This window comes from Aquicoccus porphyridii (assembly GCF_008369105.1).
GTDB lineage: Bacteria > Pseudomonadota > Alphaproteobacteria > Rhodobacterales > Rhodobacteraceae > Aquicoccus > Aquicoccus porphyridii.
On the sequence record NZ_VINQ01000001.1, the window covers coordinates 143,112 to 167,775 of the forward strand.

The 24,664-nt window shown below is 65.6% G+C and carries 27 protein-coding genes, 1 tRNA gene and 1 pseudogene; 15 read left to right on the forward strand and 14 right to left on the reverse strand.

The genetic code is table 11. The features are described 5' to 3' along the window. Nucleotides 1-10: 10 nt before the first annotated feature. Entirely contained in the window at nt 11-2,161 is a 2,151-nt protein-coding gene (locus tag FLO80_RS00725; protein ID WP_111362233.1) for a thiamine pyrophosphate-dependent enzyme, read from the forward strand. Next, on the forward strand, nt 2,158-3,708 hold the full coding sequence (locus FLO80_RS00730; protein ID WP_111362232.1) for an indolepyruvate oxidoreductase subunit beta family protein: 1,551 nt from the start codon (nt 2,158-2,160) through the stop codon (nt 3,706-3,708). Before FLO80_RS00725 ends, FLO80_RS00730 begins: the two co-directional genes overlap by 4 nt. A gap of 13 nt (nt 3,709-3,721) precedes the next feature. Here the strand turns inward: FLO80_RS00730 and FLO80_RS00735 are convergent, their stop codons facing one another. Then, nucleotides 3,722-5,023: an ATP-binding protein gene (locus tag FLO80_RS00735; RefSeq protein WP_111362231.1), complete on the reverse strand. Its 1,302-nt coding sequence runs from the start codon at nt 5,021-5,023 to the stop codon at nt 3,722-3,724. Nucleotides 5,024-5,062: 39 nt separating this feature from the next. Between FLO80_RS00735 and FLO80_RS00740 the strand changes: the two genes are divergently transcribed. Next, nucleotides 5,063-5,974, forward strand: a complete 912-nt coding sequence (locus FLO80_RS00740) for an MBL fold metallo-hydrolase (protein WP_111362230.1) — start codon at nt 5,063-5,065, stop codon at nt 5,972-5,974. A 34-nt stretch (nt 5,975-6,008) separates the two neighbouring features. On the opposite strand, the gene FLO80_RS00745 is transcribed toward FLO80_RS00740, so the two are convergent. Next, nucleotides 6,009-6,085 (reverse strand) — tRNA-Ile (locus FLO80_RS00745). A 125-nt stretch (nt 6,086-6,210) separates the two neighbouring features. Here FLO80_RS00745 and purM point away from each other — a divergent pair. From purM to rnd, 3 genes are all read left to right on the forward strand, one after another. Continuing rightward, on the forward strand, nt 6,211-7,254 hold the full coding sequence (purM, locus tag FLO80_RS00750) for a phosphoribosylformylglycinamidine cyclo-ligase (protein WP_111362229.1): 1,044 nt from the start codon (nt 6,211-6,213) through the stop codon (nt 7,252-7,254). Next, nucleotides 7,251-7,844: a phosphoribosylglycinamide formyltransferase gene (gene purN, locus FLO80_RS00755; RefSeq protein ID WP_281286937.1), complete on the forward strand. Its 594-nt coding sequence runs from the start codon at nt 7,251-7,253 to the stop codon at nt 7,842-7,844. Before purM ends, purN begins: the two co-directional genes overlap by 4 nt. A 100-nt stretch (nt 7,845-7,944) precedes the next feature. Further along, entirely contained in the window at nt 7,945-9,102 is a 1,158-nt protein-coding gene (gene rnd, locus FLO80_RS00760; protein ID WP_111362228.1) for a ribonuclease D, read from the forward strand. A 17-nt stretch (nt 9,103-9,119) separates the two neighbouring features. Here the strand turns inward: rnd and FLO80_RS00765 are convergent, their stop codons facing one another. Next, complete coding sequence (locus FLO80_RS00765) at nt 9,120-9,629, reverse strand: hypothetical protein (RefSeq protein ID WP_111362227.1); 510 nt, start codon at nt 9,627-9,629, stop codon at nt 9,120-9,122. Between the two features lie 124 nt (nt 9,630-9,753). On the opposite strand from FLO80_RS00765, the gene FLO80_RS00770 reads away from it, so the two are divergent. Continuing rightward, nucleotides 9,754-10,167 (forward strand): SufE family protein, encoded by a 414-nt coding sequence (locus FLO80_RS00770; RefSeq protein WP_111362226.1) that lies wholly within the window; start codon nt 9,754-9,756, stop codon nt 10,165-10,167. A gap of 54 nt (nt 10,168-10,221) precedes the next feature. Here FLO80_RS00770 and FLO80_RS00775 read toward each other — a convergent pair whose 3' ends face one another. Next, nucleotides 10,222-11,307: a PLP-dependent transferase gene (locus tag FLO80_RS00775; RefSeq protein ID WP_246156499.1), complete on the reverse strand. Its 1,086-nt coding sequence runs from the start codon at nt 11,305-11,307 to the stop codon at nt 10,222-10,224. 98 nt (nt 11,308-11,405) lie between these two features. Between FLO80_RS00775 and FLO80_RS00780 the strand changes: the two genes are divergently transcribed. Further along, nucleotides 11,406-11,825: a DUF1330 domain-containing protein gene (locus FLO80_RS00780; protein WP_111362224.1), complete on the forward strand. Its 420-nt coding sequence runs from the start codon at nt 11,406-11,408 to the stop codon at nt 11,823-11,825. Nucleotides 11,826-11,840: 15 nt separating this feature from the next. On the opposite strand, the gene FLO80_RS00785 is transcribed toward FLO80_RS00780, so the two are convergent. The 6 genes from FLO80_RS00785 to rpsF form a co-directional block, all read right to left on the reverse strand. Beyond that, the gene (locus FLO80_RS00785; protein WP_111362401.1) at nt 11,841-13,052 is read right to left on the reverse strand and encodes a cytochrome P450; all 1,212 of its coding nucleotides are present in this window, start codon (nt 13,050-13,052) and stop codon (nt 11,841-11,843) included. A 255-nt stretch (nt 13,053-13,307) separates the two neighbouring features. After that, nucleotides 13,308-14,132: an acyl-homoserine-lactone synthase gene (locus FLO80_RS00790; RefSeq protein WP_111362223.1), complete on the reverse strand. Its 825-nt coding sequence runs from the start codon at nt 14,130-14,132 to the stop codon at nt 13,308-13,310. A gap of 147 nt (nt 14,133-14,279) precedes the next feature. After that, complete coding sequence (locus FLO80_RS00795) at nt 14,280-14,981, reverse strand: autoinducer binding domain-containing protein (RefSeq protein WP_111362400.1); 702 nt, start codon at nt 14,979-14,981, stop codon at nt 14,280-14,282. Nucleotides 14,982-15,216: 235 nt separating this feature from the next. Next, nucleotides 15,217-15,858: a 50S ribosomal protein L9 gene (rplI, locus tag FLO80_RS00800; protein WP_111362222.1), complete on the reverse strand. Its 642-nt coding sequence runs from the start codon at nt 15,856-15,858 to the stop codon at nt 15,217-15,219. A gap of 14 nt (nt 15,859-15,872) precedes the next feature. Continuing rightward, a complete protein-coding gene (gene rpsR, locus FLO80_RS00805) occupies nt 15,873-16,100 on the reverse strand; it encodes a 30S ribosomal protein S18 (protein WP_013961325.1) in 228 nt (75 codons plus the stop codon). A gap of 26 nt (nt 16,101-16,126) precedes the next feature. Further along, complete coding sequence (gene rpsF / locus FLO80_RS00810; protein ID WP_111362221.1) at nt 16,127-16,480, reverse strand: 30S ribosomal protein S6; 354 nt, start codon at nt 16,478-16,480, stop codon at nt 16,127-16,129. A gap of 283 nt (nt 16,481-16,763) precedes the next feature. On the opposite strand from rpsF, the gene FLO80_RS00815 reads away from it, so the two are divergent. After that, nucleotides 16,764-17,246 (forward strand): hypothetical protein, encoded by a 483-nt coding sequence (locus tag FLO80_RS00815; RefSeq protein ID WP_111362220.1) that lies wholly within the window; start codon nt 16,764-16,766, stop codon nt 17,244-17,246. 52 nt (nt 17,247-17,298) lie between these two features. Here FLO80_RS00815 and FLO80_RS00820 read toward each other — a convergent pair whose 3' ends face one another. Beyond that, the gene (locus FLO80_RS00820) at nt 17,299-18,483 is read right to left on the reverse strand and encodes a phosphoglycerate kinase (RefSeq protein WP_111362399.1); all 1,185 of its coding nucleotides are present in this window, start codon (nt 18,481-18,483) and stop codon (nt 17,299-17,301) included. A 130-nt stretch (nt 18,484-18,613) separates the two neighbouring features. Here FLO80_RS00820 and FLO80_RS00825 point away from each other — a divergent pair, with 130 nt between their 5' ends. From FLO80_RS00825 to FLO80_RS00840, 4 genes and pseudogenes are all read left to right on the forward strand, one after another. Further along, the gene (locus FLO80_RS00825; protein WP_111362219.1) at nt 18,614-19,123 is read left to right on the forward strand and encodes a peptidylprolyl isomerase; all 510 of its coding nucleotides are present in this window, start codon (nt 18,614-18,616) and stop codon (nt 19,121-19,123) included. Next, nucleotides 19,113-19,661 carry a peptidylprolyl isomerase gene (locus tag FLO80_RS00830; RefSeq protein WP_111362218.1) on the forward strand — a complete coding sequence of 183 codons (549 nt, stop codon included), beginning with the start codon at nt 19,113-19,115 and terminating at the stop codon, nt 19,659-19,661. The genes FLO80_RS00825 and FLO80_RS00830 overlap by 11 nt, the downstream gene beginning before the upstream one ends. A gap of 85 nt (nt 19,662-19,746) precedes the next feature. Continuing rightward, nucleotides 19,747-20,279 (forward strand): annotated as a pseudogene (locus FLO80_RS00835) (hypothetical protein). Nucleotides 20,280-20,460: 181 nt separating this feature from the next. Continuing rightward, a complete protein-coding gene (locus FLO80_RS00840) occupies nt 20,461-21,207 on the forward strand; it encodes a YebC/PmpR family DNA-binding transcriptional regulator (protein ID WP_111362217.1) in 747 nt (248 codons plus the stop codon). 120 nt (nt 21,208-21,327) lie between these two features. Here the strand turns inward: FLO80_RS00840 and FLO80_RS00845 are convergent, their stop codons facing one another. From FLO80_RS00845 to FLO80_RS00850, 3 genes are all read right to left on the reverse strand, one after another. Continuing rightward, on the reverse strand, nt 21,328-21,696 hold the full coding sequence (locus FLO80_RS00845) for a hypothetical protein (protein WP_111362216.1): 369 nt from the start codon (nt 21,694-21,696) through the stop codon (nt 21,328-21,330). 31 nt (nt 21,697-21,727) lie between these two features. Further along, nucleotides 21,728-21,859 (reverse strand): hypothetical protein, encoded by a 132-nt coding sequence (locus FLO80_RS23330; RefSeq protein ID WP_281286941.1) that lies wholly within the window; start codon nt 21,857-21,859, stop codon nt 21,728-21,730. A 123-nt stretch (nt 21,860-21,982) separates the two neighbouring features. Next, nucleotides 21,983-22,864 (reverse strand): LysR family transcriptional regulator ArgP, encoded by an 882-nt coding sequence (locus FLO80_RS00850; protein WP_111362215.1) that lies wholly within the window; start codon nt 22,862-22,864, stop codon nt 21,983-21,985. Between the two features lie 115 nt (nt 22,865-22,979). Here FLO80_RS00850 and FLO80_RS00855 point away from each other — a divergent pair, with 115 nt between their 5' ends. Both FLO80_RS00855 and FLO80_RS00860 read left to right on the forward strand, forming a co-directional pair. Beyond that, a complete protein-coding gene (locus tag FLO80_RS00855; protein WP_111362214.1) occupies nt 22,980-23,579 on the forward strand; it encodes a LysE/ArgO family amino acid transporter in 600 nt (199 codons plus the stop codon). 113 nt (nt 23,580-23,692) lie between these two features. Continuing rightward, a complete protein-coding gene (locus tag FLO80_RS00860) occupies nt 23,693-24,598 on the forward strand; it encodes a DMT family transporter (RefSeq protein ID WP_111362398.1) in 906 nt (301 codons plus the stop codon). The last annotated feature ends 66 nt before the right edge of the window (nt 24,599-24,664 follow it).

The following is a 24,664-nucleotide window of genomic DNA, read 5'->3' on the forward strand; positions in this document are numbered from 1 at the left end:
AGGGGGGCGCATGGCCGAGAGATCGTTCAAACGCGAAGTCGAACACCTGCGCATGGGCGCGGGCGAGAGTTTTACCGGCGAGGGGATTCTCGCGATCACCAAGGCGCTGTTGGAGAACGGCGTGGGGTATGTCGGCGGCTACCAGGGCGCGCCGATCAGTCACCTGATGGACGTGCTGGCCGATGCCGAGGGTCTCTTGGGTGAGTTGGGCGTGCGGTTCGAGGCCAACGCCTCGGAGGCGGCGGCGGCGGCGATGCTGGCGGCGTCGGTGCACTACCCGATCCGGGGGGCGGTGACGTTCAAGGGGTCGGTGGGCGTCAACGTGGCTTCGGATGCGCTCGCCAACCTCGCGTCATCGGGGGTCAATGGCGGGGCGCTGATCATCGTGGGCGAGGATTACGGCGAGGGCTCGTCGATCATGCAGGAGCGCAGCCACGCATTTGCCATGAAATCGCAATTCTGGCTGCTGGACCCGCGACCCAACCTGCCTTCGATCGTGAAGGCGGTGGGCGACGGGTTCGAGCTTTCCGAGGCGAGCAACACGCCGGTGATGCTGATGGTGCGCATCCGGTCGTGCCACGTGACCGGCAGTTTCGACTGCCGCGACAACCAGCGCCCGCCTTTGACAGTGCGCGAGGCGCTGTCAAACCCGCAGCGCGATTTCAGCCGGGTGGTGTTGCCGCCGATGTCCTATCGGCACGAACAGGACAAGATCGACAATCGCTGGCCCGCGGCCGAAAAATTCATCCGCGACAAGGGGTTGAACGAGGTTTTCGGCCCCGACACGGCGCGGATCGGCATCGTTTGCCAGGGCGGGATGTATAACGGCGTGATCCGCGCGTTGCAGCGGTTGGGGCTGGCCGACATTCATGGCGACAGCGAGGTGCCGATCTATTGCCTGAACGTGACCTATCCGCTGGTGCAGGGCGAGTTCGAAGCCTTTGCCGATGGCAAGGACGGGGTTCTGGTGGTGGAAGAGGGGCAGCCCGAATTCATTGAACAGGGGCTGTCCACGGTGCTGCTGCGCGCGGGATCGAAGGTGCGGCTGCATGGCAAGGACATGCTGCCGATGGCGGGCGAATATACCGGGCAGGTCATGCTGGACGGGATCACCGCGTTCCTGAGGGAACACGCGCCGGGCCTGCTTCCGGGGCAGGTGCGCGCGCCCAACGAGCCCGCGCCCGAGATTCCCGACCTGTCGCAGACGGTGCCGATCCGGCCGCCGGGTTTTTGCACCGGCTGTCCCGAGCGGCCGATCTTTGCCGCGATGAAACTGGTCGAGGAGGAACTGGGCACGCACCAGATCACCGGCGATATCGGCTGTCACCTCTTTGCCAGCCTGCCGCCGTTCGAGATCGGCGGCTCGACCATGGGCTACGGGCTCGGCCCGGCCTCGAACGCGGCGTTTGACGGCGGTGGTGAGCGGCGGGCGATCTCGTTCCTTGGTGATGGCGGGTTCTGGCACAATGGGCTGTCGTCCTCGATCGGCAACATGGTGTTCAACCAGTCCGACAGCGTGGCGGTGATCGTCGACAATTACTATTCGGCGGCCACCGGCGGGCAGGACGTGCTGTCGAGCCGCGCCGCGAACCCGACCAAGACCACTCAGCAGCCGATTGCCGCGGCATTGCGGGGTGTGGGGGTGAAATGGGTGCGCCAGATCGACCATACCTATGACGTGGGCAAGATGCGCGACACGATCCGCGAGGCGCTGACCACCGAGGTGACGGGGCCCAAGGTCATCGTGGCGTCGTCGGAATGCATGCTCAACCGGCAGCGCCGCGAAAAGCCGCTGCGCAACGCCGCGATCAAGGGGGGCAGCCGCGTCGAGGTGCCGCGCTTTGGCGTGGACGCGGATATCTGCACCGGCGATCATGCCTGTATCCGGCTTTCAGGCTGTCCGTCGCTGTCGCTGAAACGGCTTGACGATCCGCTGCGCGATGATCCGATCGCGCATATCGACCAATCCTGTGTCGGCTGTGGCAATTGCGGCGAGGTGGCGGATGCCGCCGTGCTTTGCCCCAGCTTCTACCGCGCCGACGTGGTGCATAACCCCAAGGGGGTCGAGCGCTGGTGGCAGGCCCTCTCGGCGCGTTTCATCGGCTGGTTGCAGGCCCGTCGCGCCGCGCGGCGGCTTGAATTTCCGGAGGTCGCGCAATGACCGTTCAGCAAGCCCTTGCCCCGCGCCAGCCCGACGCCAAACTCGGCACCATCATCAAGCTGGCCGTCATGGCCGTGGGCGGGCAGGGCGGTGGCGTGCTCACCAACTGGATCGAGGCGGTGGCGCGCGCGCAAGGCTATGCCTGTCAGGCCACGTCGGTCGCCGGGGTGGCGCAACGCACCGGCGCCACGATCTATTATATCGAGATGGCCCCGATGGGCGCACGCGCGCCGGTCTTTTCGCTGGCCCCGGCCGCGGGCGACGTGGATATCCTGATCGCCGCCGAGATGATGGAGGCGGGGCGCGCGATCATGCGCGGGTTCGTCACGCCGGATCGCACCACGCTCATCGCCTCGACCCACCGGGCGCTGGCGGTATCGGAAAAGATGGCGCCGGGGGATGGCATTGCGTCTTCCGAGGAGGTGCGCGCGGCGGCGGAACTGGCTGCCGACAGGTTGGTTCTGTTCGACATGGATGACATGGCGGCGGCGAACGGTTCGGTGATTTCATCCTCGCTTTTCGGGGCGCTGGCGGGGTCGGGGGCGCTGCCGTTCCCGCGCGCGGCCTTCGAGGACGCGATTCGCGCCTCGGGCAAGGGGGTCGAGGCGTCGCTCAGGGCTTTTGGTGCGGCCTATGAGCGGGCGCAAAACGGCGCAGCGGAACCGGCGGGTGCGGGCGAAAAGCCGGTGCGCGCGGTGACGAACACGCCACATGGGCCGCAGCGCCTGTTGGAGAAATGGGAGGCTCTGGCGAGCCGTGCGCGCGCCCTGCCGGGGCCGGTGCCGGCGATGGCCCTGCACGGGTTGCGCAAGGTGGTGGGGTTCCAGGACGTGGAGTATGGCGCGGAATACATGGACCGGCTCGAAGGGATCGCGGCGCTCGACGATGCGGCGCAGGGTCACGAGCTGAGCCTCGAGGCCGCGAAATACATTGCCAATGCCATGGCCTATGACGACGTGATCCGGGTGGCCGACCTCAAGACCCGCGCGGCGCGGTTCGCGCGTATCCGCGCGGAGATGGGTGCCGGGGACAGGCCGGTGGCGCTGACCGAGTTCATGCATCCGCGCGCCGAGGAGATTGCCGGGCTGCTGCCCGCGGGCATCGGCGCGCGCATCGAGGCCAGCCCGAAATGGATGGCGCGGCTTGACCGGTGGTTCAACCGGGGGCGGCGGGTGCGCACGCACCGGCCGGGATCGTTCCTGATGCTCTACGTGCTTGGTGGGCTGCGCGGGTATCGCCGCCGCACCCTGCGCCACCGCCACGAGCAGGCGCATCTTGATCGCTGGCTGACGGCGGTGAGGCAGGCGGTGGCACGGGATTATGTCCTCGGCGTGGAATTGCTGCGCTGTCGCCGCCTGATCAAGGGCTATTCCGACACCCATGCGCGCGGCCTGTCGAAATTCGACCGGGTGATGCAGGGGGCGGAGATGCTGCGCGGGCGCGAGGACGCCGCGCAGTGGGTTGCCCGGTTGCGCGAGGCCGCCTTGCAGGACGAGAAGGGCGAGGCGCTGGAGGGCGCGCTTCAAACGGTGCGCAGCTTCGTGTGAGGGGCAATATCCCCTAGCGCGCGATCACGATATCGGCCCTGAGCCCGCCCAGCCGGTCGCTCTCGCCCAGCCTGAGCATGCCGCCATGGGCGCGCGCCACGTCGGTGGCAATCGACAGGCCGAGCCCGACGCCGGAACCCCGGTTCTGGTTGCGCGCGGTGTCGAGCCGGGTGAAGGGGCGTGTCGCCATGTCGCGGCTTTCGGGCGGGATGCCGGGGCCGTCATCCTCGATTCGGATGCGCAGCGACTTGTCGGTCAGTTCGACCGAAACCTCGGCGCGGTTGCCATAGCGCACCGCGTTGGCGATCAGGTTCTCGACCGCGCGCCGGACGGCCAGCGAGCGCAACCCGACGCTCCCCTCGCCCGTTGCGTGAACGAGGGTCACGGGATCGCCCGCGCGCTGGCAATCCTCGACGATCCGGCGCACCAGATCCACCGGATCGACCGGCTCGGTCTCGCCCTCGGAGGCATCGCGCACGAAGGACAGGAACGCATCGAGCAGGCGCTGCATCTCGTCGACATCGTGTTCGAGCGGTGCGCGCTCGTCCTCGTCGAGCAGCGACAGGCCCAGCCTGAGGCGGGTCAGCGGGGTGCGCAGGTCATGGCTCACCCCCGAGAGCATCAGCGTGCGCTGTTCGATCTGGCGTTCGAGCCGGGCGCGCATGTCGAGAAAGGCATGGCCCGCGGCGCGCACCTCGACCGCGCCGGTGGGGCGGTAGGGCACGTGACGCCCGCGCCCGAAGGCTTCGGCCGCGCGGGCCAGCCGCTTGATCGGGCGCAACTGGTTGCGCATGTAGATGAAGGCGATCACGGTCAGAAGGATGCCGAAGAACAGCATGTTGGCGAAAAGCTGATGCGGGTTGCGTGCCGAAACCCTGTGCCGGTCAAAGCCGAGTTCGAGGGGGCCCGCATTGCTTTGGACATAGACCTGCACCCGCCGGTCATCGGGCAGGGCGATGCCGGCGAAACCGGGCAGCAGCCGGCGCATCTCGTCGCGGATGATCAATCCCGAGAAATCGTACCAGCGCCTCGTGTCGCGTGTGGGCAGCGCGCCGTCGTCGAGGCGCCGCACCGTGATCTGCAACTGCTCCGCCGGATGCGCGGCCCCGTCATGGCCGCTTTCGACCGAGGCGATGACGAGTGCCAGCTCGCGGCTGGTGCTTTGGCTCATCTGCCGGGTGACGCCTTCGAAATGGCGTTGAACGAAGACCACCGACACGACCAGTTGCAGCAAAACGACCGGCAGAATCAGGATAAGCGCGGCCCGCCCGTAAAGCGAGCGCGGCATATAGCGTTTGAGCCATCCGAAAAACATGCCTATTCCTAGCCGGGGAATGAGTGACAAGGAAGAGCCATGCAAAGCCCCGACGATTTCAACCCGCCCGTGGGTGACCCGATCGAGATTGAACCGGGCCTGACCCGGATCGTGGCGCCGAACCCGTCGCCGATGACCTATCGCGGGACCAACACCTATCTTCTGGGCGAGCGGCAGTTGGCCGTGATCGACCCCGGCCCCGAAAGCGAGGCGCATCTGCGCGCCATTCTGGACGCGCTGCGCCCCGGGCAGGAGATCAGCCATATCGTCGTCACCCATTCGCATGTCGACCACTCGCCGCTGTCGCGGGCGCTGGCGCGCGAAACCGGCGCGCCGATCGTGGGATTCGGCGATTGGCAGGCCGGGCGCTCGGCGGTGATGCAGAAGCTGGCCGACGAGGGGCTGGCCGGGGGCGGTGAAGGCGTCGATACCGGGTTTCACCCCGACCAGGTGCTGGGCGATGGCGAGACCCTTGCGGGCGACGGCTGGAGCCTGCGGGCGATCCACACGCCGGGGCATTACGGCAATCACATCAGCCTTGAATGGGGGGATGCGCTTTTCTGTGGCGATCACGTGATGGGATGGGCCAGTTCGCTGGTGTCGCCGCCCGACGGGGATCTGAGCGATTTCATGGCCTCCTGTGCGCGGTTGCAGCGCCGCGACTGGCGGGTGTTCCACGCCGGTCACGGGGCGCCGATCGACGATCCGGGCGGGCGGCTCGACTGGTTGGTGGCGCATCGCCTGGGGCGCGAGGCCGAGATCCTTGCGCGGCTGGCGGATGGCCCCGACACCGCTTATGGGCTGGCCATGCGCATCTATACCGACACGCCGCCCGCGCTGATCGGTGCCGCCACGCGCAACGTGTTTGCGCATCTGGTCGACCTGACCGGCAGGCGCCGCGTCGCGCCACATCCGCACCTGTCGGCCGATGCGCGCTTTGCGCTGGTGTGAGGGCCGAAGGTGCGGGGAAAGCCGCTGGCGGGGATGGTAGGCCCGGAGGGACTCGAACCCCCAACCAAAGCGTTATGAGCGCTCTGCTCTAACCAATTGAGCTACAGGCCCGCCGGGGATCGTTGCTAGCAGAACGGTGGGGGAGGTCAAGCGCGAGGAGAGGCGGGTCGAGGCCCGTTGCGCGGGCGCGCGCGATGGGGTAGGCGCTGGCGCAGGATTTTTCGGGGGATGTGCCGATGAGCGGGAAGAATGGTGTGACCTATGCCGATGCCGGCGTGGATATCGACGCGGGCAATGCGCTCGTGGAGCGGATCAAGCCGGCGGCGAAGCGGACCGACCGGCCCGGCGTGATGGCCGGGCTCGGCGGGTTTGGCGCGCTCTTTGATCTCAAGGCGGCGGGCTATGCCGATCCGGTCCTGGTGGCGGCGACCGACGGGGTGGGCACCAAGCTGCGCATCGCGATCGACACCGGCGAGGTGGACGGCGTGGGCATCGACCTTGTGGCGATGTGCGTCAACGACCTGGTCTGCCAAGGGGCGGAGCCGTTGTTTTTCCTTGATTATTTCGCCACCGGCAAGTTGGAGACCGACAAGGCCGCGCGGATCGTCGAGGGCATTGCCGAGGGTTGCGTGCAATCGGGTTGTGCGCTCATTGGCGGCGAGACGGCGGAAATGCCGGGGATGTATCCCGAGGGCGATTTCGATCTGGCGGGTTTTGCCGTGGGCGCCATGGAGCGGGGCACGGCGCTTCCCGAAGGGGTCGCCGAGGGCGATGTGCTGTTGGGGCTGGCCTCGTCGGGGGTGCATTCCAACGGTTACAGCCTTGTGCGCAAACTGGTCGAGATGAGCGGGCTCGACTGGGACGCGCCATGCCCATGGGATGAAGGCAGCCTTGGCGCGGCACTGTTGAAGCCCACCCGGCTCTACGTGAAGCAGGCGCTGGCGGCGGTGCGGGCGGGGGGCGTGCATGGCCTTGCCCATATCACCGGCGGGGGGCTGAGCGAGAACCTGCCGCGGGTGCTGCCCGAGGGGTTGGGGGCCGAGGTCGATCTGGGCGCGTGGGCCCTACCGCCGGTGTTCGACTGGTTGCGCGGCGTGGGCGGCATTGACGAGGGCGAGATGCTCAAGACCTTCAATTGCGGGATCGGCATGATCCTCGTCGTCGATCCGGCGCGGGCCGGGGCGCTGCGCGCGGTTCTCGAAGGCGCGGGCGAAGCGGTTCACGAGCTGGGCCGCGTGGTGGCGGGCGAGGGCGTGACCTATCGCGGAACGCTTGCGTGAGCATCCCGGTCGCGATCCTGATTTCGGGGGGCGGGTCGAACATGGTTCGGCTCGTCGAGTCGATGCGGGGCGATCAACCGGGGCGGGCCTGCCTCGTGCTGTCGAACGACCCGGCGGCGGGGGGCCTGGAAAAGGCGCGCGAGATGGGGATTGCCACCGTGACCGTCGACCATCGCGACTTCAAGAACGACCGGGAAGGATTTGAAAAGGCGCTGATTTCCGAGATTGACGGCGCGGGAGCCGAGGTTATCTGCCTCGCGGGGTTCATGCGCATCCTGACGCCGCATTTCATCTCGCATTATGCCGGGCGGATGCTCAATATCCACCCCTCGCTCTTGCCGAAATATCGCGGGCTCGACACCCATGCGCGAGCTTTGGCGGCGGGCGATAAAGAGGCGGGCTGCACGGTACACGAGGTGACGGCGGAACTCGATGACGGGCCGATCCTCGGGCAGGCGGTGGTGCCGGTCCTGCCCGGCGACACGCCCGCGACGCTGGCCGCGCGGGTGCTTGAGCGTGAGCACGCGCTTTACCCGATGGTGCTGCGCCGTTTTCTGGAGGGCGCGCGCGACAGGGTCGACCTGGGCTGAGGCGTAAAGCGGCGTTTGTGGCCTGCGTGCCTTTCCATCGCGCGCGCCATGGCGTAAGACGCGCTCTGTGCATGAAACCACGAGAGCGAAGCCGCAAAGCATGAAGACCCTGACCACGACCGAAGAGCTTGCCGCCTTTTGCGCGGCCGCGCGTGAACATCCTTATGTAACGCTTGATACCGAGTTCCTGCGCGAGCGGACCTATTTTTCCAAGCTCTGCCTCGTGCAGATGGCGATGCCGGGCGAGGGGGACGAGGGCGCGGTGCTGGTCGATCCGCTGGCCGAGGGGATGTCACTTGAGCCGCTTTACGAGCTGTTTCGCGACACACGCGTGGTCAAGGTGTTTCACGCGGCCCGGCAGGACCTTGAGATTTTCCAGGTCGAGGCGGGGGTGATCCCCGAGCCGTTTTTCGACACGCAGGTTGCGGCGATGGTCTGTGGATTTGGCGAGCAGGTGGGCTATGAAACCCTCGTCAAGAAGATCGCGCGGTCGGACCTGGACAAGACCTCGCGCTTTACCGACTGGTCGCGCCGCCCGTTGAGCGAGGCGCAGAAGAAATACGCGCTGGCGGATGTGACGCATCTGCGGGTGATCTATGAGCATCTGGCGGGCGAGTTGGAAAAGACCGGGCGCGACAAGTGGGTGAAAGAGGAACTGGCGGTCCTGACCGACCCCGCGACCTATGAAGTCAAGCCGAGCGAGGCGTGGAAGCGGGTCAAGACGCGCACCCAGTCGGGGCGTTTCATGGCGATCGTGCGCGAATTGGCGCGGTTCCGCGAAGGCTATGCCAAGTCGCGCAACATCCCGCGCACCCGGGTGTTCAAGGATGACGCGCTGGTCGAGCTGGCCTCGACCAAGCCGCAGAGCATTGAGGATCTGGGCCGGTCGCGGCTCTTGCTGCGCGAGGCGCGGCGCGGCGAAATCGCCGAAGGAATCCTCGCGGCGGTCAAGACGGGGATCGAGTGCCCGCCCGAGGACATGCCGCAGATCGACCGCAGCCGCGACAAGCTTCAGGTGAACCCGGCGCTGGCCGATCTTCTGCGGGTGCTGCTGAAGGCCAAGACCGAGCGCGTGGGGGTGGCCTCGAAACTGATCGCGCCGGCCTCGGATCTTGACCTGATCGCGGCGGGCGAGCGGGATGTGCCGGCGCTCAAGGGCTGGCGGCGCGAGGTGTTCGGCGAGGATGCGCTGCGGCTCTGCGAGGGCGAGATCGCGCTTGCGGCCAAGGGGCGCAACGTGAAGGTGGTCGAGCTTTGATCCGGCGACAGGGTCCTTTAGCGGCGTGAACTGGACCGGGCGTTCTGTGCGCCCTTGACGCGGATCGTGCGGATGCCGGCGAGATCATTGCTGGTGACGAAACGCGCGGCGGTCAACTCGCGGCTGGTTGCCGGACCGACCCGGCGTGAGCCTTGCGGAAATTGCGCCTTGAGCGTGTAGGTCAGGGTGGAGGCGTCGCTTTCGTCGTCTTCCTTGACAAGGCGGACCTCGTGGGCGCCTTGCTTGGCGGCGGTGCCGCGCACCCGGATGATGGCGCCGCCCGGGCTGCGTTCGATCGTCAGATCGTCGATCACGGCGACCGGCACGCCGGCATATGGTGCCTCGGGGCGGCGGGCGAAGACGCCGCTGCGTTCGGGAATGAGCGGGTTGGTGTTCTCGGTCGCGGGCAGGCTTTCGGCGCGGCTTCCGCCGAACCAGTTGAACGGGTTGATCTGCGAATCGCGCACCGCGCCGCAGGCCGAAAGGGTGAGCGTCGCCGTCAGGAGAAGGATGATGGATGTCCGCATGGGCCCTGCCTTTGCCGTTTGTTCCGGGTTAGCCTATTCGCGCCGTGTTGAAAAGACGCCATGCGCTGATCTGGACCTTGGGCGCCGCCATGCTTAGGTAAGAGGTGTTGCAACGGAGAGTATCATGGCCACGCAAGCCTTTGAGGACATTGTCGAGGATTTCGAGTTTCTGGAAGATTGGGAATCGCGCTATGCCCATGTGATCGAAGAGGGCAAGGCGATGGACCCGTTGCCCGATGCGCTCAAGGTGCCCGCCACCAAGGTCGAGGGCTGTGCCAGCCAGGTCTGGCTGCATCCGCGGATCGAGGGCGGCGTGTTCTCGTTCGAGGGCGATTCCGATGCCATGATCGTGCGCGGGCTGATTGCGGTGTTGCGCAGGCTTTACAACGGGTTGCCGGTCGATGAGGTGGTGCGCGTCGATGCCCGCGCCGAGATGGCGCGGCTCGGACTGGACGAGGCGCTTTCGGCGCAACGCTCGAACGGGTTGCGCGCGATGATCGAGCGTATCCGCAGCGTGGCAGCGACGGCCACGGCCTAGGCCGGGCGACTTGCCCTTTTTACCGCAGAAAAACCGCGCGCGCGTGACCCTGGGCTAGGCCCGGTCAAGCGCGCGGGCGAGATCGGCCATGAGCCGGTCGGTGGGTTCGGTGCCAAACGACAGGCGCAGGAATCCGGCGGGCACCGCGTCGCCCCAGCGGGCACGGCGGTCGCCCGAACTGTGCAACCCGCCGAAACTGGTGGTGGGGGCAAAGCCCGCCATTTCAAGGAACCGGTCGGCGGTGGGCGCATCGGCGAAGGTGGCCCCGACGAGAAACCCCTGATCGCTGGTCTGGGGGTGGGGCGCGGGGTAGATGACATCCGACACCTTGTCCGAGGCGGAAAGGATCGGCAGCGCGGCGCGGGCGTTTTCGCACATCCGCGCAAGCCGCAAATCGAGCGTTTCAAGACCACGCAGCAAGAGCCACGCCTCGAACGGGCCGGGAATCGCACCGGCGAGCGAGCGGGTGGCATGGAGCCGCTCCATCAACCCCGCGTCACGGCTGGCCACATGGCCCATGAGCAGGTCGGAATGCCCGCCCATCGCCTTGGTATCCGAGACGATCACCGCGTCGGCGCCCAGATCGAGCGGCTGTTGCAGAAGCGGCGTGCAGACCGTGTTGTCGACCACCAGCCGCGCGCCCACCGCGTGGCAACGCTCGGCCAGCGCGGCGATGTCGATCACGTCGAGGCCGGGATTGGACGGGGTTTCGACGATGACCATGGCGATTCCGTCGAGCGGGGCCGTGGCGATGTCGTGCGCAGCACAGGTCTGCATGGTGATGCCGAACGGGGCGAGCACGGTTTCGGTGAGCGCGCGGGCGGCGTAATAGCCATCCGAGAGCAGGAGCACCCGGTCGCCCGTCTTGAGCGCGGCCATCATCAGCGCGCCGTAAGCCCCCATGCCCGAAGGGAAAAGCAGGCAGGGCGCGTCTTCGAGCAGCGCGAGGCGCGCCTCGACCGCCGAGACGGTGGGGGTGGCCATGCGGCCATAGCTGCGATCCGGCGCAGGCTGTTCGGAAAGCGCGAAAGCCGAGGTCATGACCAGCGGTTCGGGCACCGGATCGCCGGGTTCGAGCGCGCCCGAGCGCGCGTGCAGCATGGCGTGAAAGCGGGTGGTGGGGTCGGGTCTGTCACTCATGCGCGCGACTATGCGGCGAATGCCGCGGCGTCACAAGCCGGGATGCGTTGACCGGCCCGGGCGGTGACGTCACGTTGATCGAGAAAGGGAGGATCACCATGGACCATGTCGGATTTTCAGGCGAGCAGTTTCGCGGCTTTCGCGATGTGCCGCGCAAGGGCGCGATTCACATGCTCAACCTCGTCAAGCTGCGCGAGAAGGCCGAATACGCGGATGGGCGCGAGGCCACGGGGGCCGAGGCCTATGCCGCCTATGGCCGCGAGACGGCGCATATCCTCGAACGGCTGGGCGGGCGGATCGTCTGGCGCGGCAAGATGGAATTCATGTTGATCGGGCCGCAGGAGGGGGAGAACTGGGATCACTGTTTTATCGCCGAATATCCCGATGCCGATGCCTTTGTCAGCATGATCAAGGACCCCGAGTATCGCGCGGCGATGGAGCATCGGCAGGCGGCGGTGCTCGATTCGCGGCTGATCCGCATGGAGCCCCTGCCGGTGGGCGAGGATTTTGGCGGCTAGCACCCCCGCGCGGCGTCAGGTCACGCGGATCGGCAGGCTGGCATAGCCGCGAAACCGCGCCAGCGGAACGAGGCGGCGCGGGCCGGTCTGCTCGATCCTTGGAAAGCGCGAGATGAATTTCCCCAGCGCGATGCGCCCCTCGATCCGTGCCAGCGTCGCGCCAAGGCAGACATGAATGCCGGTGATGAACGCGATATGGCGGTTGGGTTTGCGGGTGATGTCGACCGTTTCGGGCGCGTCGAACATCGCCGGGTCGCGGTTGGCGCCAGCGATCGAGGTGTGAATATAGGTGCCCTCGGGCAGCACCGTGCCGTCGGGAAGCTCGATATCCGCATCGGCGAGGCGGTTGCCGATCTGCAAGGGTGATTGCACCCGCAGGAATTCCTCGACCGCGGTGTCAATCAGGCCGGGATCGGCCAGAAGCATCCGGTGCTGCTCGGGCTCATCGAGCAGGATGCCGATGGAATTGCCGACAAAGCTGGTGGTGGTCTCGTGGCCCGCGTTGAGCAGGAAGATACAGTTCTGGATCAGCTCTTCCTGGGTCAGGCGGCGCCCGTCATGTTCGCCAAAGATGAGCGCCTCGAGCACTTCGCCCTGCGCGGCGCCTTCGGGGTTGGCACGGCGGTGGTTGATCAGATCGTCGAGAATCTCCGAGAATTCCGTGACCGCCTGGTTGCCCGCTTGCAGCCGGTCTTCGGGCACCACGGGATCGAGCGCGCCAAGGATCGCCAGCGAATAATCACGCAGCTTGGCGCGGTATTGCTCGGGGATACCGAGCATGAAGGAAATGATCTCGGTCGGCAGGATCTTGGCGAAATCCTCGATCAGGTCGAGCTCGCCCAGCTCTTCGACCCGGTCGAGCAGGCGGTCGACGATCTCGTCGATCAGCGGTTCGAACTCGGCCAGCTTGCGCGGGGTGAACGCACCGGAGATCAGCTTGCGCACCACGCTGTGATAGGGCGGATCGTTGAAGATGAGCGAGGTGGTGTGATGGGTGAGCAGCGGGCATTGGCCGAACTTGCGGCCGAATTCGCGGGTCTTGTCCGAAAGCATGTCGCGCGACTGGTAGACGCGCAGGCAATCGGCATGGCGGGTCAGAAAGACCGAGCCGTCGGCGTTGCGATGCACGGGCGAGGCCTCGCGCAGGGCGCGCAGGGTGGGATAGGGATTTTCGATGAAATCCGGCCCGATCTCCATCAGGTCGAAATCGTTGATTGTGCCGTCCATGTCCATGCCTCCCTCGGATCTTCCTCGGGGCATGGTAAGCGCGCTTACGATCCGGGGCAACCCGGTCTTGCCGGCACTGCTGGTGCCGAGCGACAAATCAGGGTAAAAAACCGGCCTCTCCCTGCGATGGTTGGCAGGGCTGTGACACGCCCCCTGCCAACCGGCATTTGGGGAGCTGCTTTTCGCAGGGAGAGGCCCCCGGCGCTTGCGCGCCGGGCTAGGGAACCGTGAGTGTGGTTGTCTCAGTCGACCGGTTCAGTGAACCGATCGGGAAGTGTGATCGTCCTCCTGTGCAAAACGGGCCGAAAGCGTGGCGGCCAATGCCCGTGCCGCGGCCTGTTCGTCAGCCGAGACTGCCGCGGCGATCTGTTCGTCCAGATAGGATCTGAGCGCCGACGGCAGGTGATCGTGAGTGGTGGGCTTGCTGCGGGCTGCGTCAAAGGCGGCGCGCACGATATTCTCGGGCGTGAAGACATCATGGGTAATTCCCGAGAAGTCACGCAGGCGCGCAACGCGCTCTTCCGAGCAATCCATGAGCGCGGCCATCGCGGTGACCTTGCCCATCGGTTTGGCGGTGCCAAGATAATCGTATGGCGCGTTGCCCGAGCGGATCATCACGCGGTTCATCACCGGGTCGATCACCGCCACCGCATCGAGAATGCCCGCCGCACGGCCATATTCAAAGGCGGCGATCATCACTTCGGAGGTGACATAGGAGATCGAGTTCTTGGCCCCGCCGCTGCGCGCAAGGCGTTCGGTATCGACGCAAAAGCGCGTGGCTTCCCAGACTTGCGCGCTGCGCAGGGGCGGCTCGCCGTCAAGGATTTCATGGAACACGTCCGAGAGCATGTGCGGGCCGGTGGTTTGCAAAAGGCGCATGCAACCGACCACGTGGCCGTCATCGTCAAGCGCGATGATGTAGACCGGGTCGAGCGTGTCAAACTCGTCGATCTCGCGCCCGTCGGTGACCTTGACATCCCAGCCGAGGCGGCCCTGGAACACGCGGGCGCGCAGGCGGTACATTTCGTCGATTATATCCGTGTGACGATCACGGTTCAGTGCATCTGTGACGATGATCATTGTTTTTATCCCCAAATTTGTCGTCGTAAGGAGAGGGTCGCCTATTCCGGGCGAATGGGCCATTAGGGGTTTCCCGTAATGGGAAATGCTCACGCAGTGTCATATTTCGGGCACGAGCCATGGATCGGGGGCCAACCGATCGGGGAGTCAGCCGGGCTTGACGAGGCCGAGGCTGATCGCACGGCCGACCGCCTGTGCGGTGGTCAGCGCCCCGAGCTTGGAGCGGCCGGAGCGCAGGTGAACCTCGACCGTGCGGTGCGAGATCGACAGGATATCGCCGATATCCTGCTGTGACTTGCCCTCGGCCACCCATTGCAGGATCTCGCATTCACGTGACGACAGGGCCGGGCGGTGCAGCGTCGCCATCGCGAGTTCGGATTGCATCACGTTGTCATGCATGTGCACCGCGGCGACCTGAAGATTGCCCATCACGTTTTTCTTGAGACTGTGCCATTCGCGTTCAGAGCAGCCGCGGGTGACCGAAAGCAGCCCGAAATCGCCATAGGGCCCACGCACCGGGACGGTCAGGCCCCGGGGGGACACGCCGAACTGGGGCGCGTCGTCGAATACCGTGCGGAAATGGGGGGTGCGTTCAAGCCGGTCCCAATCGACCGGGGCGATGGATTTTCGCCCGTAATGCAGGGTCGGGTCGATCCGGTGAAGACCCTTGCGCGTGTAATGCTCGATCCAGTCGGGCCGGTAATTGGCAAAGCCCTGCACCGTGCCCGAGACCGGGTTGAGCGTGGCATAGGAGGCATGGTCGAACTCGAGTGTCTGGCACAGATCGTCAAGAAACCGCAGGAAGCGGTCATCCGCATCCGGTATCTTGCTAAGGTCGATCAGGTCCATCATGGCACCCTGTTCATGTCTGGCGGGTCTGGCTGGACGCGATCATAACCGAGAACGGCCCGGATTCACAACGCTAACGCGCGGGCGCGCGATCGCTGGGCGGTTTTCTTCTCGGCGGGCATGGCGCGCGATGGTTCTTTCACGGACACGCGCCGTGGGATTGCAAACCCCGAAAAGAAGGCCGCGCAACCCGGGGCTGCGCGGCCTTGATGTCTCACGAAGCGGGCGAACGGGATCAGCGCTCTTCGCTGTCCGCGTCGTCCTGGTCGGCGGGCTCTTCCTCGATCCCTACGGCCTCGGCGAGTTCGTCGTCGTCCGAGGCGGCGGCGCCGATATCCTCGAACAGTTCGGCGATCTCGAAATCGGCGGCAGCCTCTTCTTCGGCGGCCAGTTCCTGGATCGACTTGCCCGAGGCCTGAAGCTCGGCCTCTTCGGGCGAACGCGCGACGTTGAGCTGGATGGTCACGTCAACCTCGGGGTGGAGGTTCACATGCACGTCATGCAGGCCCAGTTCCTTGATCGGGCGCGACAGCGACACCTGTTTGCGATCGAGCGAGAACCCGGCCTCGCTCGTGGCGTCGGCGGCGTCGCGGGTGGAGACCGACCCGTAGAGCGACCCGGAATCCGAAGCCGAGCGAATCACGATGAACCGCTGACCTTCGAGTTTCGCGGCCAGCGCCTCGGCCTCCTTGCGGGTTTCGAGGTTGCGCGCTTCGAGCTGGGCCTTGCGGGCCTCGAAGGAGGCGATGTTGGCCTCGGAGGCCGACAGCGCCTTGCCCTGCGGCAAAAGGAAGTTGCGTGCATAGCCGGGCCTGACGTCGACGACATCGCCCATCTGGCCGAGCTTGGCCACGCGTTCGAGAAGGATCACTTGCATTGCCATACTCCTTCTTATTTCACGGCATAGGGCAGCAGGGCGAGGAAGCGGGCGCGTTTGATGGCGCGGGCCAGCTCACGCTGCTTCTTGGCCGAGACGGCGGTGATGCGCGAGGGCACGATCTTGCCACGCTCGGAGATGTAGCGTTGCAGCAGACGGGTGTCCTTGTAGTCGATCTTGGGTGCGTTGTCGCCCGAGAAGGGGCACACCTTGCGACGGCGGAAAAACGGTTTTGTTGCCATGGTTTAGGGTCCTTTCCTCAGGCTGATCAACGGCGCTCGCGGCGCTCGGGGCGCTCGTCGCGCTTCTGCATCTGGACCGAGGGGCCCTCGACATGCTCTTCGACCTTGATGGTCAGAACGCGCATCACGTCGTCATGCAGGCGCATGAGGCGTTCCATTTCGTGAACGGCCGATGCCGGGGCGTCGGATCTCAGGAAAGCATAATGCCCCTTGCGGTTCTTGTTGATCTTGTAGGCCATCGTCTTGACGCCCCAGTATTCGCTGTCGACGACGTTTCCGCCATTGTCGCTCAGCACGGCGCCGAAATGTTCGATGAGACCCTCGGCCTGGGTGTTGGACAGGTCCTGGCGCGAGATGAAAACATGCTCGTAGAGCGGCATGCGATCTTCCTTCTTGTCATGCGCATTTCATAGGAGGGCCGATGTCACCTTCCGCGACCCATCCACGAGAGACTGCGCGGTTCATGAAAAACTGCGGAAGGACGAGAGCGTTTACGACGTTTCCGCCCGTGGCGCAAGACGCTGCGAACCGGCGCGGCCGGGGCGCGATTACCGGCGGGCGGGGATGCCGGTAAATTGCCCAGATCGTGTCCCACTCCTGCCGGGATCGGCTCGCAGGCTTGCCGGATGGGCCGGAACGGTCGCCGTCACGAGGATGAAATCCATGGTCGCCATTTCCGAAACGCGAGACGCGCAACATGATCCGGCGATTGCGATACCCGGCCATGCCACGAGCGGCATCATGGGCGCGGTCGGCGGGGCCGCGCTGTTGATCGCGGCGATCGGGCTGTGGCTTTGGCCCGGGGCAAGCTGGGATCCGCTGCTGATGCTGGTCAAGATGGGGCTGAGCCTGTTCCTGCTTTGCGGCGGCATGATGTTCCTGATGGCCGCGCGCCGCCCGTCGCATCCCGAGGTCCGGCTCGATGCGCGGCGAGGGTGTTTGCGACTGATCGAGCGCGACGCGGGCGCGGTGATCCGCGAGATCGAAATCAGCTATGACGATCTGAGCGAAGTTGATCTGCGTGACGGGATGCTGATCGCGCGCGACCATCACGGGCAGGCGGTGGTGGCGATGCCGGTCGAACACAGCGGCGATATCGACGCGATCCGCGCGGCGCTTGGCCCGGGGTTTGCCCGCGCGGCGTAGCCACCAAAGGACATCGCGCCGCGCCGATCCCTTCGCACCACCCGGGCGCGGCTCAGTTTTCCAGCGCGGCCACGCCGGGCAGGGTCTTGCCTTCCATCCATTCAAGGAACGCGCCGCCCGCGGTCGAGATATAGGTGAAATCCGCGGTCGCCCCCGCCTGGTTGAGCGCGGAGACCGTATCGCCCCCGCCCGCGACCGAAATCAGCGCGCCCGCGCGGCTGCGCTCGGCGGCCTTTTGCGCGGCGGCCCTCGTGGCGGCGTCGAACGGGGGCAGTTCGAACGCGCCCAGCGGGCCGTTCCAGATCAGCGTTCTGGCGTTGTCCAGCGCGGTGGCGATGCGCGCGACGGTGAGCGGCCCGGCATCGAGGATCATCGCGTCCGCGGGGCATTCGGTGGCGGGCACCGTCTCGTGGGCGGCATGGGCGGCGAATTCGCGCGCGACCACGACATCCTCGGGCAGGATGATCTCGCAGCCCTGCGTCGTGGCCTTGGCCATGATCGCGCGCGCGGTGTCGGCCATGTCGTGTTCGCAAAGCGACTTGCCGACGTCGATGCCCTGTGCGGCGAGGAACGTGTTGGCCATGCCACCACCGATCACGAGGGTGTCGACCCGGGCCACGAGATTGCCCAGCAGGTCGAGCTTGGTCGAGACCTTGGAACCGCCCACCACCGCCATGACCGGGCGCACGGGTTTGCCCAGCGCCGCTTCGAGCGCCTCGAGCTCGGCCTGCATCAGCCGTCCGGCGCAGGATGGCAGGTGCCGCGCCACGCCTGCGGTCGAGGCATGCGCCCGATGCGCGGCGGAAAAGGCATCGTTGCAATAGACATCGCCCAGCCCGGCCAGCCGGGCGGCGAGCTCGGGGTCGTTGGCCTCTTCGCCGGGGTGAAAGCGGATATTCTCCAGCAGGAGCACATCGGCGGCGCGCGCCTCGTCGGTCATCACCTCGGCGGCATCGAGCGTTTCGACGAAACCCACCGAACAGCCCAGCGCCTGCTCCAGCGCGGGCAGGGTGATGCGCAGGCTCAGGTCGAGCACCACCTTGCCCTTGGGTCGCCCGAAATGGGCCAGCAGCATGGGCTTGCCACCCTTGGCGATGATGTCGCGCACGGTGGGGGCGATGCGTTCGATCCGCGTGGCATCGCTCACCCGGCCGTCCTGCACCGGCACGTTGATGTCCACGCGGATCAGGACGCGCTTGCCCGCAAGATCCATGTCGTCAAGTGTCTTCCAGCCCATCATGTCCCCTTGTCACGTTCTTTCGTTGGCGTCTCTTTGGCGAAGCCCCGCCCGCGCGTCAATGCCGTGACTTGCCGTGGCGCACAATGCGGCATAGGTAACGGGCAAAGACACAGGAAGGAGAGCCGACATGGCCGAGATCAAGGATCCCGAGAACACCATCCTGATGGAGCTGAAAGACGGCACCGTCACGATTGCATTGATGCCCGACGTGGCGCCAAAACATTGCGAGCGGATGAAGGAACTGGCCCGCGCCGGGGCCTATGACAACGTCGCGTTTCACCGCGTGATCGAGGGCTTCATGGCCCAGACCGGCGATGTGCAGCACGCCAACATGGAAAAGGACTGGAACCCCGGTCGCGCGGGCACCGGCGGATCGGACCTGCCCGACCTTCCGGCCGAGTTCAGCCGCATCCCCCATGCCCGTGGCAGCCTCGGCGCGGCGCGTTCGCAAAACCCCAATTCGGCCAATTCGCAGTTCTTCATCAGTTTCAAGGACAACGATTTCCTCAACGGGCAATACACCGTCTATGGCCAGGTGATCGAAGGCATGGAACATGTCGACGCGATCACCCGCGGCGAGCCGCCCGCCAACCCCGACCGGATGATCAGCGTGAAGGTGGCCGCCGATGTTGCATAAACTTCTTGTCATGGCCGCGTTGGTGGCCAGCCCCGCCGCCGCTACCGGCCTCAAGATCGAGGTCGAGGGCGAAGCCAATGGCGTGATCGAGATCGACCTCGCCGAGGACGTGGCCCCCGGCCATGTGGAGCAGATCACCGCGCTGGCCGAAGAGGGCGCCTATGATGGCGTCGTCTTTCACCGGGTGATCGAGGGCTTCATGGCCCAGACCGGCGATGTGCAGTTCGGCAAGATGGGCGGCGACATGCGCCGTGCGGGCACCGGCAAGTCCGAGCGCCCGAACCTTAGCGCCGAATTCTCGGATGTGAGCTTTGAACGCGGTGTCGTGGGCATGGCGCGCAGCGCCGACCCCGACAGCGCCAATTCGCAATTCTTCATCATGTTCGCCCCCGCGCCGCATCTCGACGGGCAATATACCGTCGTGGGCCGGGTCACATCGGGCATGGACGTGGTCGATGCGATCAAGCGCGGCGATGGCCGCAGTGGCGCCGTGACCGGCCAGCCCGACATGATGAAAAGCGTCACCGTCACCGACTGAGTTCAGACCCTGTCACAACCGCGTGTCGGGGACTGTGCAAGCCCCCGCGCGATGGGTCATCCTCTCGACCAAGGGAGGATGACCCATGATCCTGCACGCATGCCTGTTCTGGCTGGCCCTTGCGGGCGCGGCGCTGGCCAACCCCGATGCCTGGCGCGTCGAGTGGCCCGACACCGATTTTTCCCGCTCGCACGTGCCGGACTGGTCCGAGATCATCTCGGGCGGGCCGGGCAAGGACGGCATCCCGGCGCTGAGCGATCCCGATTTCATCCCCGCGGCACAGGAGCAGCGGATCGCGGGCCGCGAACCGGTGATCACGGTCGAGATCGGCAATGCCACGCCGCGCGGCCGTTTCTTTACAATGGTGAGAACCCGCCCCACGGCATCGATCCGCTGTCGCGCGTGGTACGCGTCGGCGAACGGGCCTGGCCGATGGAACGGCTGAGGCAGGCGGGCCGGATCTCCGAAGCTGGCGTGGTGATCGCCTGGGAAGCCGGGCAAGCCTCGGCGCTCGACACGAGCGAGATCGGCAAGGGCCGCGACGTGGCCCATGACGTGATGTTCGCCTTCGCCTATCACGCATTCTTTCCCGACGGGCGCTGGATGCTGGGTCGGTAGGGGCGCACCGCAACATGGGCCTTTGCATGACACGAGTAGAACAGGGAAACGAGGGAAGCGCCTGCCGCGTGCGACGTGCGCGAGGTGGTGCGTCTTGGCGGAAGCGGTCAACAGGGATTGAACCCGGGCTCGGGCGTGGCCTATAGAGGCGCGGACAGATGAAACACGTCGGGAGAGCGACATGGCCGGCCATTCCAAATGGGCAAATATCCAGCACCGCAAGGGGCGCCAGGACGCGGCGCGCTCGAAACTGTTTTCGAAACTTTCCAAGGAAATCACCGTCGCCGCCAAGATGGGCGACCCCGACCCCGAAAAGAACCCGCGCCTGCGGCTCGCCGTCAAGGTGGCCAAGTCGCAGTCGATGCCCAATGACAATATCGACCGCGCGATCAAGAAGGCCGTGGGCGGCGAGGGCGACGATTACGAGGAAATCCGCTACGAGGGCTATGGCCCCGGTGGCGTCGCGGTGATCGTCGAGGCGATGACCGACAACCGCAACCGCACCGCCTCGAACGTGCGCTCGACCTTTACCAAGCATGGCGGCAACCTCGGTGAAACCGGCTCGGTCGGCTTCATGTTCGAACGCAAGGGCGAGGTCAGCTACCCGGCCAGCGTGGGCGATGCCGACACCGTTATGATGGCCGCGATCGAGGCCGGGGCCGAGGACGTGGAAAGCACCGAGGACGGCCATATCATCTGGTGCGCCGACAGCGATCTCAACGACGTGGCCACCGCGCTTGAGGCCGAATTGGGCGAAAGCGACGAGACCAAGCTGGTCTGGAAACCCTCCACCACGACCGAGCTTGACCTTGAAGGCATGCAGAAGCTGATGAAGCTGATCGACGCGCTCGAAGACGATGACGACGTGCAGCGCGTCACCACCAATTTCGACGCCTCTGACGAGGTGATGGAAGCGCTCGCGGGGTAGAGGGCGGCGCCCGCTCCGTCCGGTGAACTCGACCTTGGGGAAAGCGTCGCGCAAGCGCTTTTCAATCAGGCCGATGGCGAGGCGCGTGACATCAACCTCTAGTCCCTTTTGGCGTGAACATTACACAACGCTTGAAACTACAAAAGCTAGCACAATCCAAGTCGTGGTGGTTCCCCATTCGAAGACTCTAATCGGCCCTCTCATTTGGATAAACCCGGTCATGCTCAGCCCAAGAATAACAGCGATGGAACCGAAAGTGCTGATTGCAACGGTTAGCATAACAAAAATTATCGTTTGAGTAATTTTGATCGCAAGCGGCAGGTCACCTTGGACTTGAGCGATTGCAGTATGTGCGACCGCTACGGAAGCTGCAAACAATGCGACTCCGATACTAAATGCCTGCACACCTTTAAGAATGTATTCTGGATCGCCGGTTTTTTGTTCTTCAGAAGCGGCTTGTTGCTTATTATTCTCTTCGTTCAATGACATATTAAACCTTCCACTTCCTTCCCCACCGGTTTCAGGATTCGTGAGTTTTTACCAGTCGCATGGCCGTCATCGCCAGACAGGTGATCATGGTGTTCTCACCGAGAAAAGATCGCATGGCGCGTAGCACGGCAAGATTACCGCCGTAATAAAGGTGATTGCCCATGGCCTGCGCCCCCTGTTTCGATGTCCGCCCTTATCGGGCGTGACCTTGGTTAAAATCCAGTTTAGGGGGCAAGGTCGGGAAAAAGCAATGGCAGGGGCAGATGCGGGCAGGCGCTTGGCACGGTCAAATCCGCAACCTGTCCCGCGCCGCCTTGCGGATGGCACGGGTCAGCGGGGCGAGGGCCTCGGCCAGAAGCCGCCCCGATTGCCAGTAAAGCGGCGTGTCGAAATGCGCACCGGGCAGCAGCGGCACAAGTTGGCCCGCCGCGATTTCCTGCGTGACCAGCGTCTCGGGGTTGAGCCCCCAGCCCAACCCCAGCCTTGCCGCGCGCACGAACCCCTCGGGTGACGCGATCAGGTGCGAGGGCGGCGAGATCGCCCGGCCGAACACCCGTTCGATCCAGTTATGTTGCAGCCGGTCCTTCACGTTGAACTGAAGCATCGGGGCGCTTGCGATGGCATCGGCGGTGACGCCTTGCGGGAAATGCCGCGCCATGAACTCCGGGCTGGCCGTCGGGATATAGCGCAGCGCCCCAAGCGTGACGACATTGCACCCCGCCACCGGCTGATCGCTGGCGGTGACGGCGCCCACGGCCTCGCCCCGGCGGAGCCAGTCATGCGAAACGTCCTGATCGTCGATCACCAGCTCGAAAAGATGCTCGGGCATCCCGGCCAGCGCATCGGGAAACCACGTGGCGAGGCTGTCGGCATTGACCGCGATGCGCAGCCTTGTTCGCGGTGCAGGGGCCAGCGCGGCAACATCGCGCGCGAGGTCGGCCTCGAGCAGGCCGATCCGGTCGGCATGGGCGGCAAGGCGCCGCCCGGTCGCGGTGCCGGTGCAGGGCTGCCCGCGATGCACGAGCAACGCACCAACCCGCGTTTCCAGCGCCTTGAGCCGCTGTGACACCGCCGATTGGGTGACGCCCAGATCATGCGCCGCACGTTCGAAACTGCCGCTGCGCAGGATCGCGGCCAGCGCGGCAAGCTGGGCTGGGTCGAGATGCATAAGGCGTCCTAATGCTACATAATATTGTTTAATTTGCTTAATGGTTGCGGCCCATCTAGGCAATCCCCGGCAGGCGCGGGACGAATCCCGCCAAAGAAAAAGAGGCAGGGGAGACATGCAGGCAGCATTGGCAGGGTTCGCACTCGGGTTTTCGCTGATCCTCGCGATCGGGGCGCAGAATGCCTTTGTCTTGCGGCAGGGGCTCCGGCGCGAGCATGTGCTGGCCACGGTGCTGATCTGCGCGGTGTCCGACGCGGTCCTGATCGCGGCGGGCGTCGCGGGGTTCGGGGCGCTGGCACAGGCGGTGCCGGGGCTGGAATTCGCGATGCGGCTCTTTGGGGCGGCGTTCCTCACCTGGTATGGCGCGCGCAATTTAAGGGCCGCCTGGCGCGGGGGCGAGGTGCTCGATTCGGGCGGTGAGGCGCGGCACAGCTTGCGCGGCGTCGCGCTCACCGTGCTGGCGCTGACCTGGCTCAACCCGCATGTCTATCTCGACACGGTGGTGCTTCTGGGCTCGATCTCGGCGCAATATGACAACCGCCTTGCCTTTGCGCTCGGCGCGGTGACGGCCAGTTTCGTGTTCTTCTTTTCGCTGGGCTACGGCGCGCGGGCGCTGGCCCCGCTGTTCGCGCGGCCCACATCCTGGCGGGTGCTGGATCTGGTGGTCGGGCTGACCATGTGGGCGATCGCCGCCAAGCTGTTGCTGGGCGTCTGAGCGGAGGCAAGCCATGCTCTCGGTGCATGTCTGCCCTGCATGACGGGACGGAGGTGGAAAACTTAACAGGTGAACCCTTGCGGGCGCTTTCGCTTCATGTCCAGATGCGGCGCATGGAAGTCGCACGCGCATCGCGCCCCGTCACGGGGGTTCTCTGGATGATCCTGACCGGGCTGCTCTTTGTCGGGGTGACGGCGGTGGTCAAGGTGCTGGGCACCCGCATTCCCGCCCCCGAGGCGGCCTTTCTGCGCTATCTTCTGGGGCTGGTGTTCCTCCTTCCGATGCTCCGGCCGGTCCTGCGGGCCCAACTGACACACAGGCAATGGAAATTCTTCGGCTTTCGCGGGATTGCCCATACCGTGGGCGTGTCGCTCTGGTTCTTCGCGATGACGCGGATTCCGATCGCGGACGTGACCGCGATGAACTATCTCGCGCCGGTCTACGTGGCCATCGGGGCGGCGCTTTTCCTGGGCGAAACCCTGCATCTGCGGCGCATCCTTGCGGTGGTCGCGGCGCTCATCGGCGCGCTCATCATCCTGCGCCCGGGCTTTCGCGAGGTCGGGCCGGGGCATCTCGCCATGCTCATCGCGGCGGTGTTCTTCGCCGCCTCCTATCTCACCGCCAAGCAGATGGCGGACGAGACCGGCCCCGAGGTGACGGTGACGATGCTGTCGCTTTCGGTGACGCTGGGGCTGGCACCGCTGGCGCTGATGAACTGGGTCTGGCCCACGGGCGAGGAGCTTCTGCTGCTCCTGGCCGTCGCCTTCCTCGCCACGATCGGGCATTACACCATGTCGCTGGCACTGGCGGCCGCGCCAGTGATGGTGACCCAGCCGGTGGGCTTCCTGCAACTGGTCTGGGCGGTGCTTCTGGGCGTTTTCGTCTTTGGCGAGGGGGTGGATATCTGGGTGATCATCGGCGGCACGGTCATCGTCGCCGCGATTTCCTTCATGACCTGGCGCGAGGCGGTGCTCAAGCGGCGCCTGCGCACCCCCATCGTGCCCGAAACCAAGCTGTGACCACGCCTTGAAATCGCGGCCCACGCCGCCCTTTCATCTTGCTAAAAATACTCCCGCCGGAGGCGT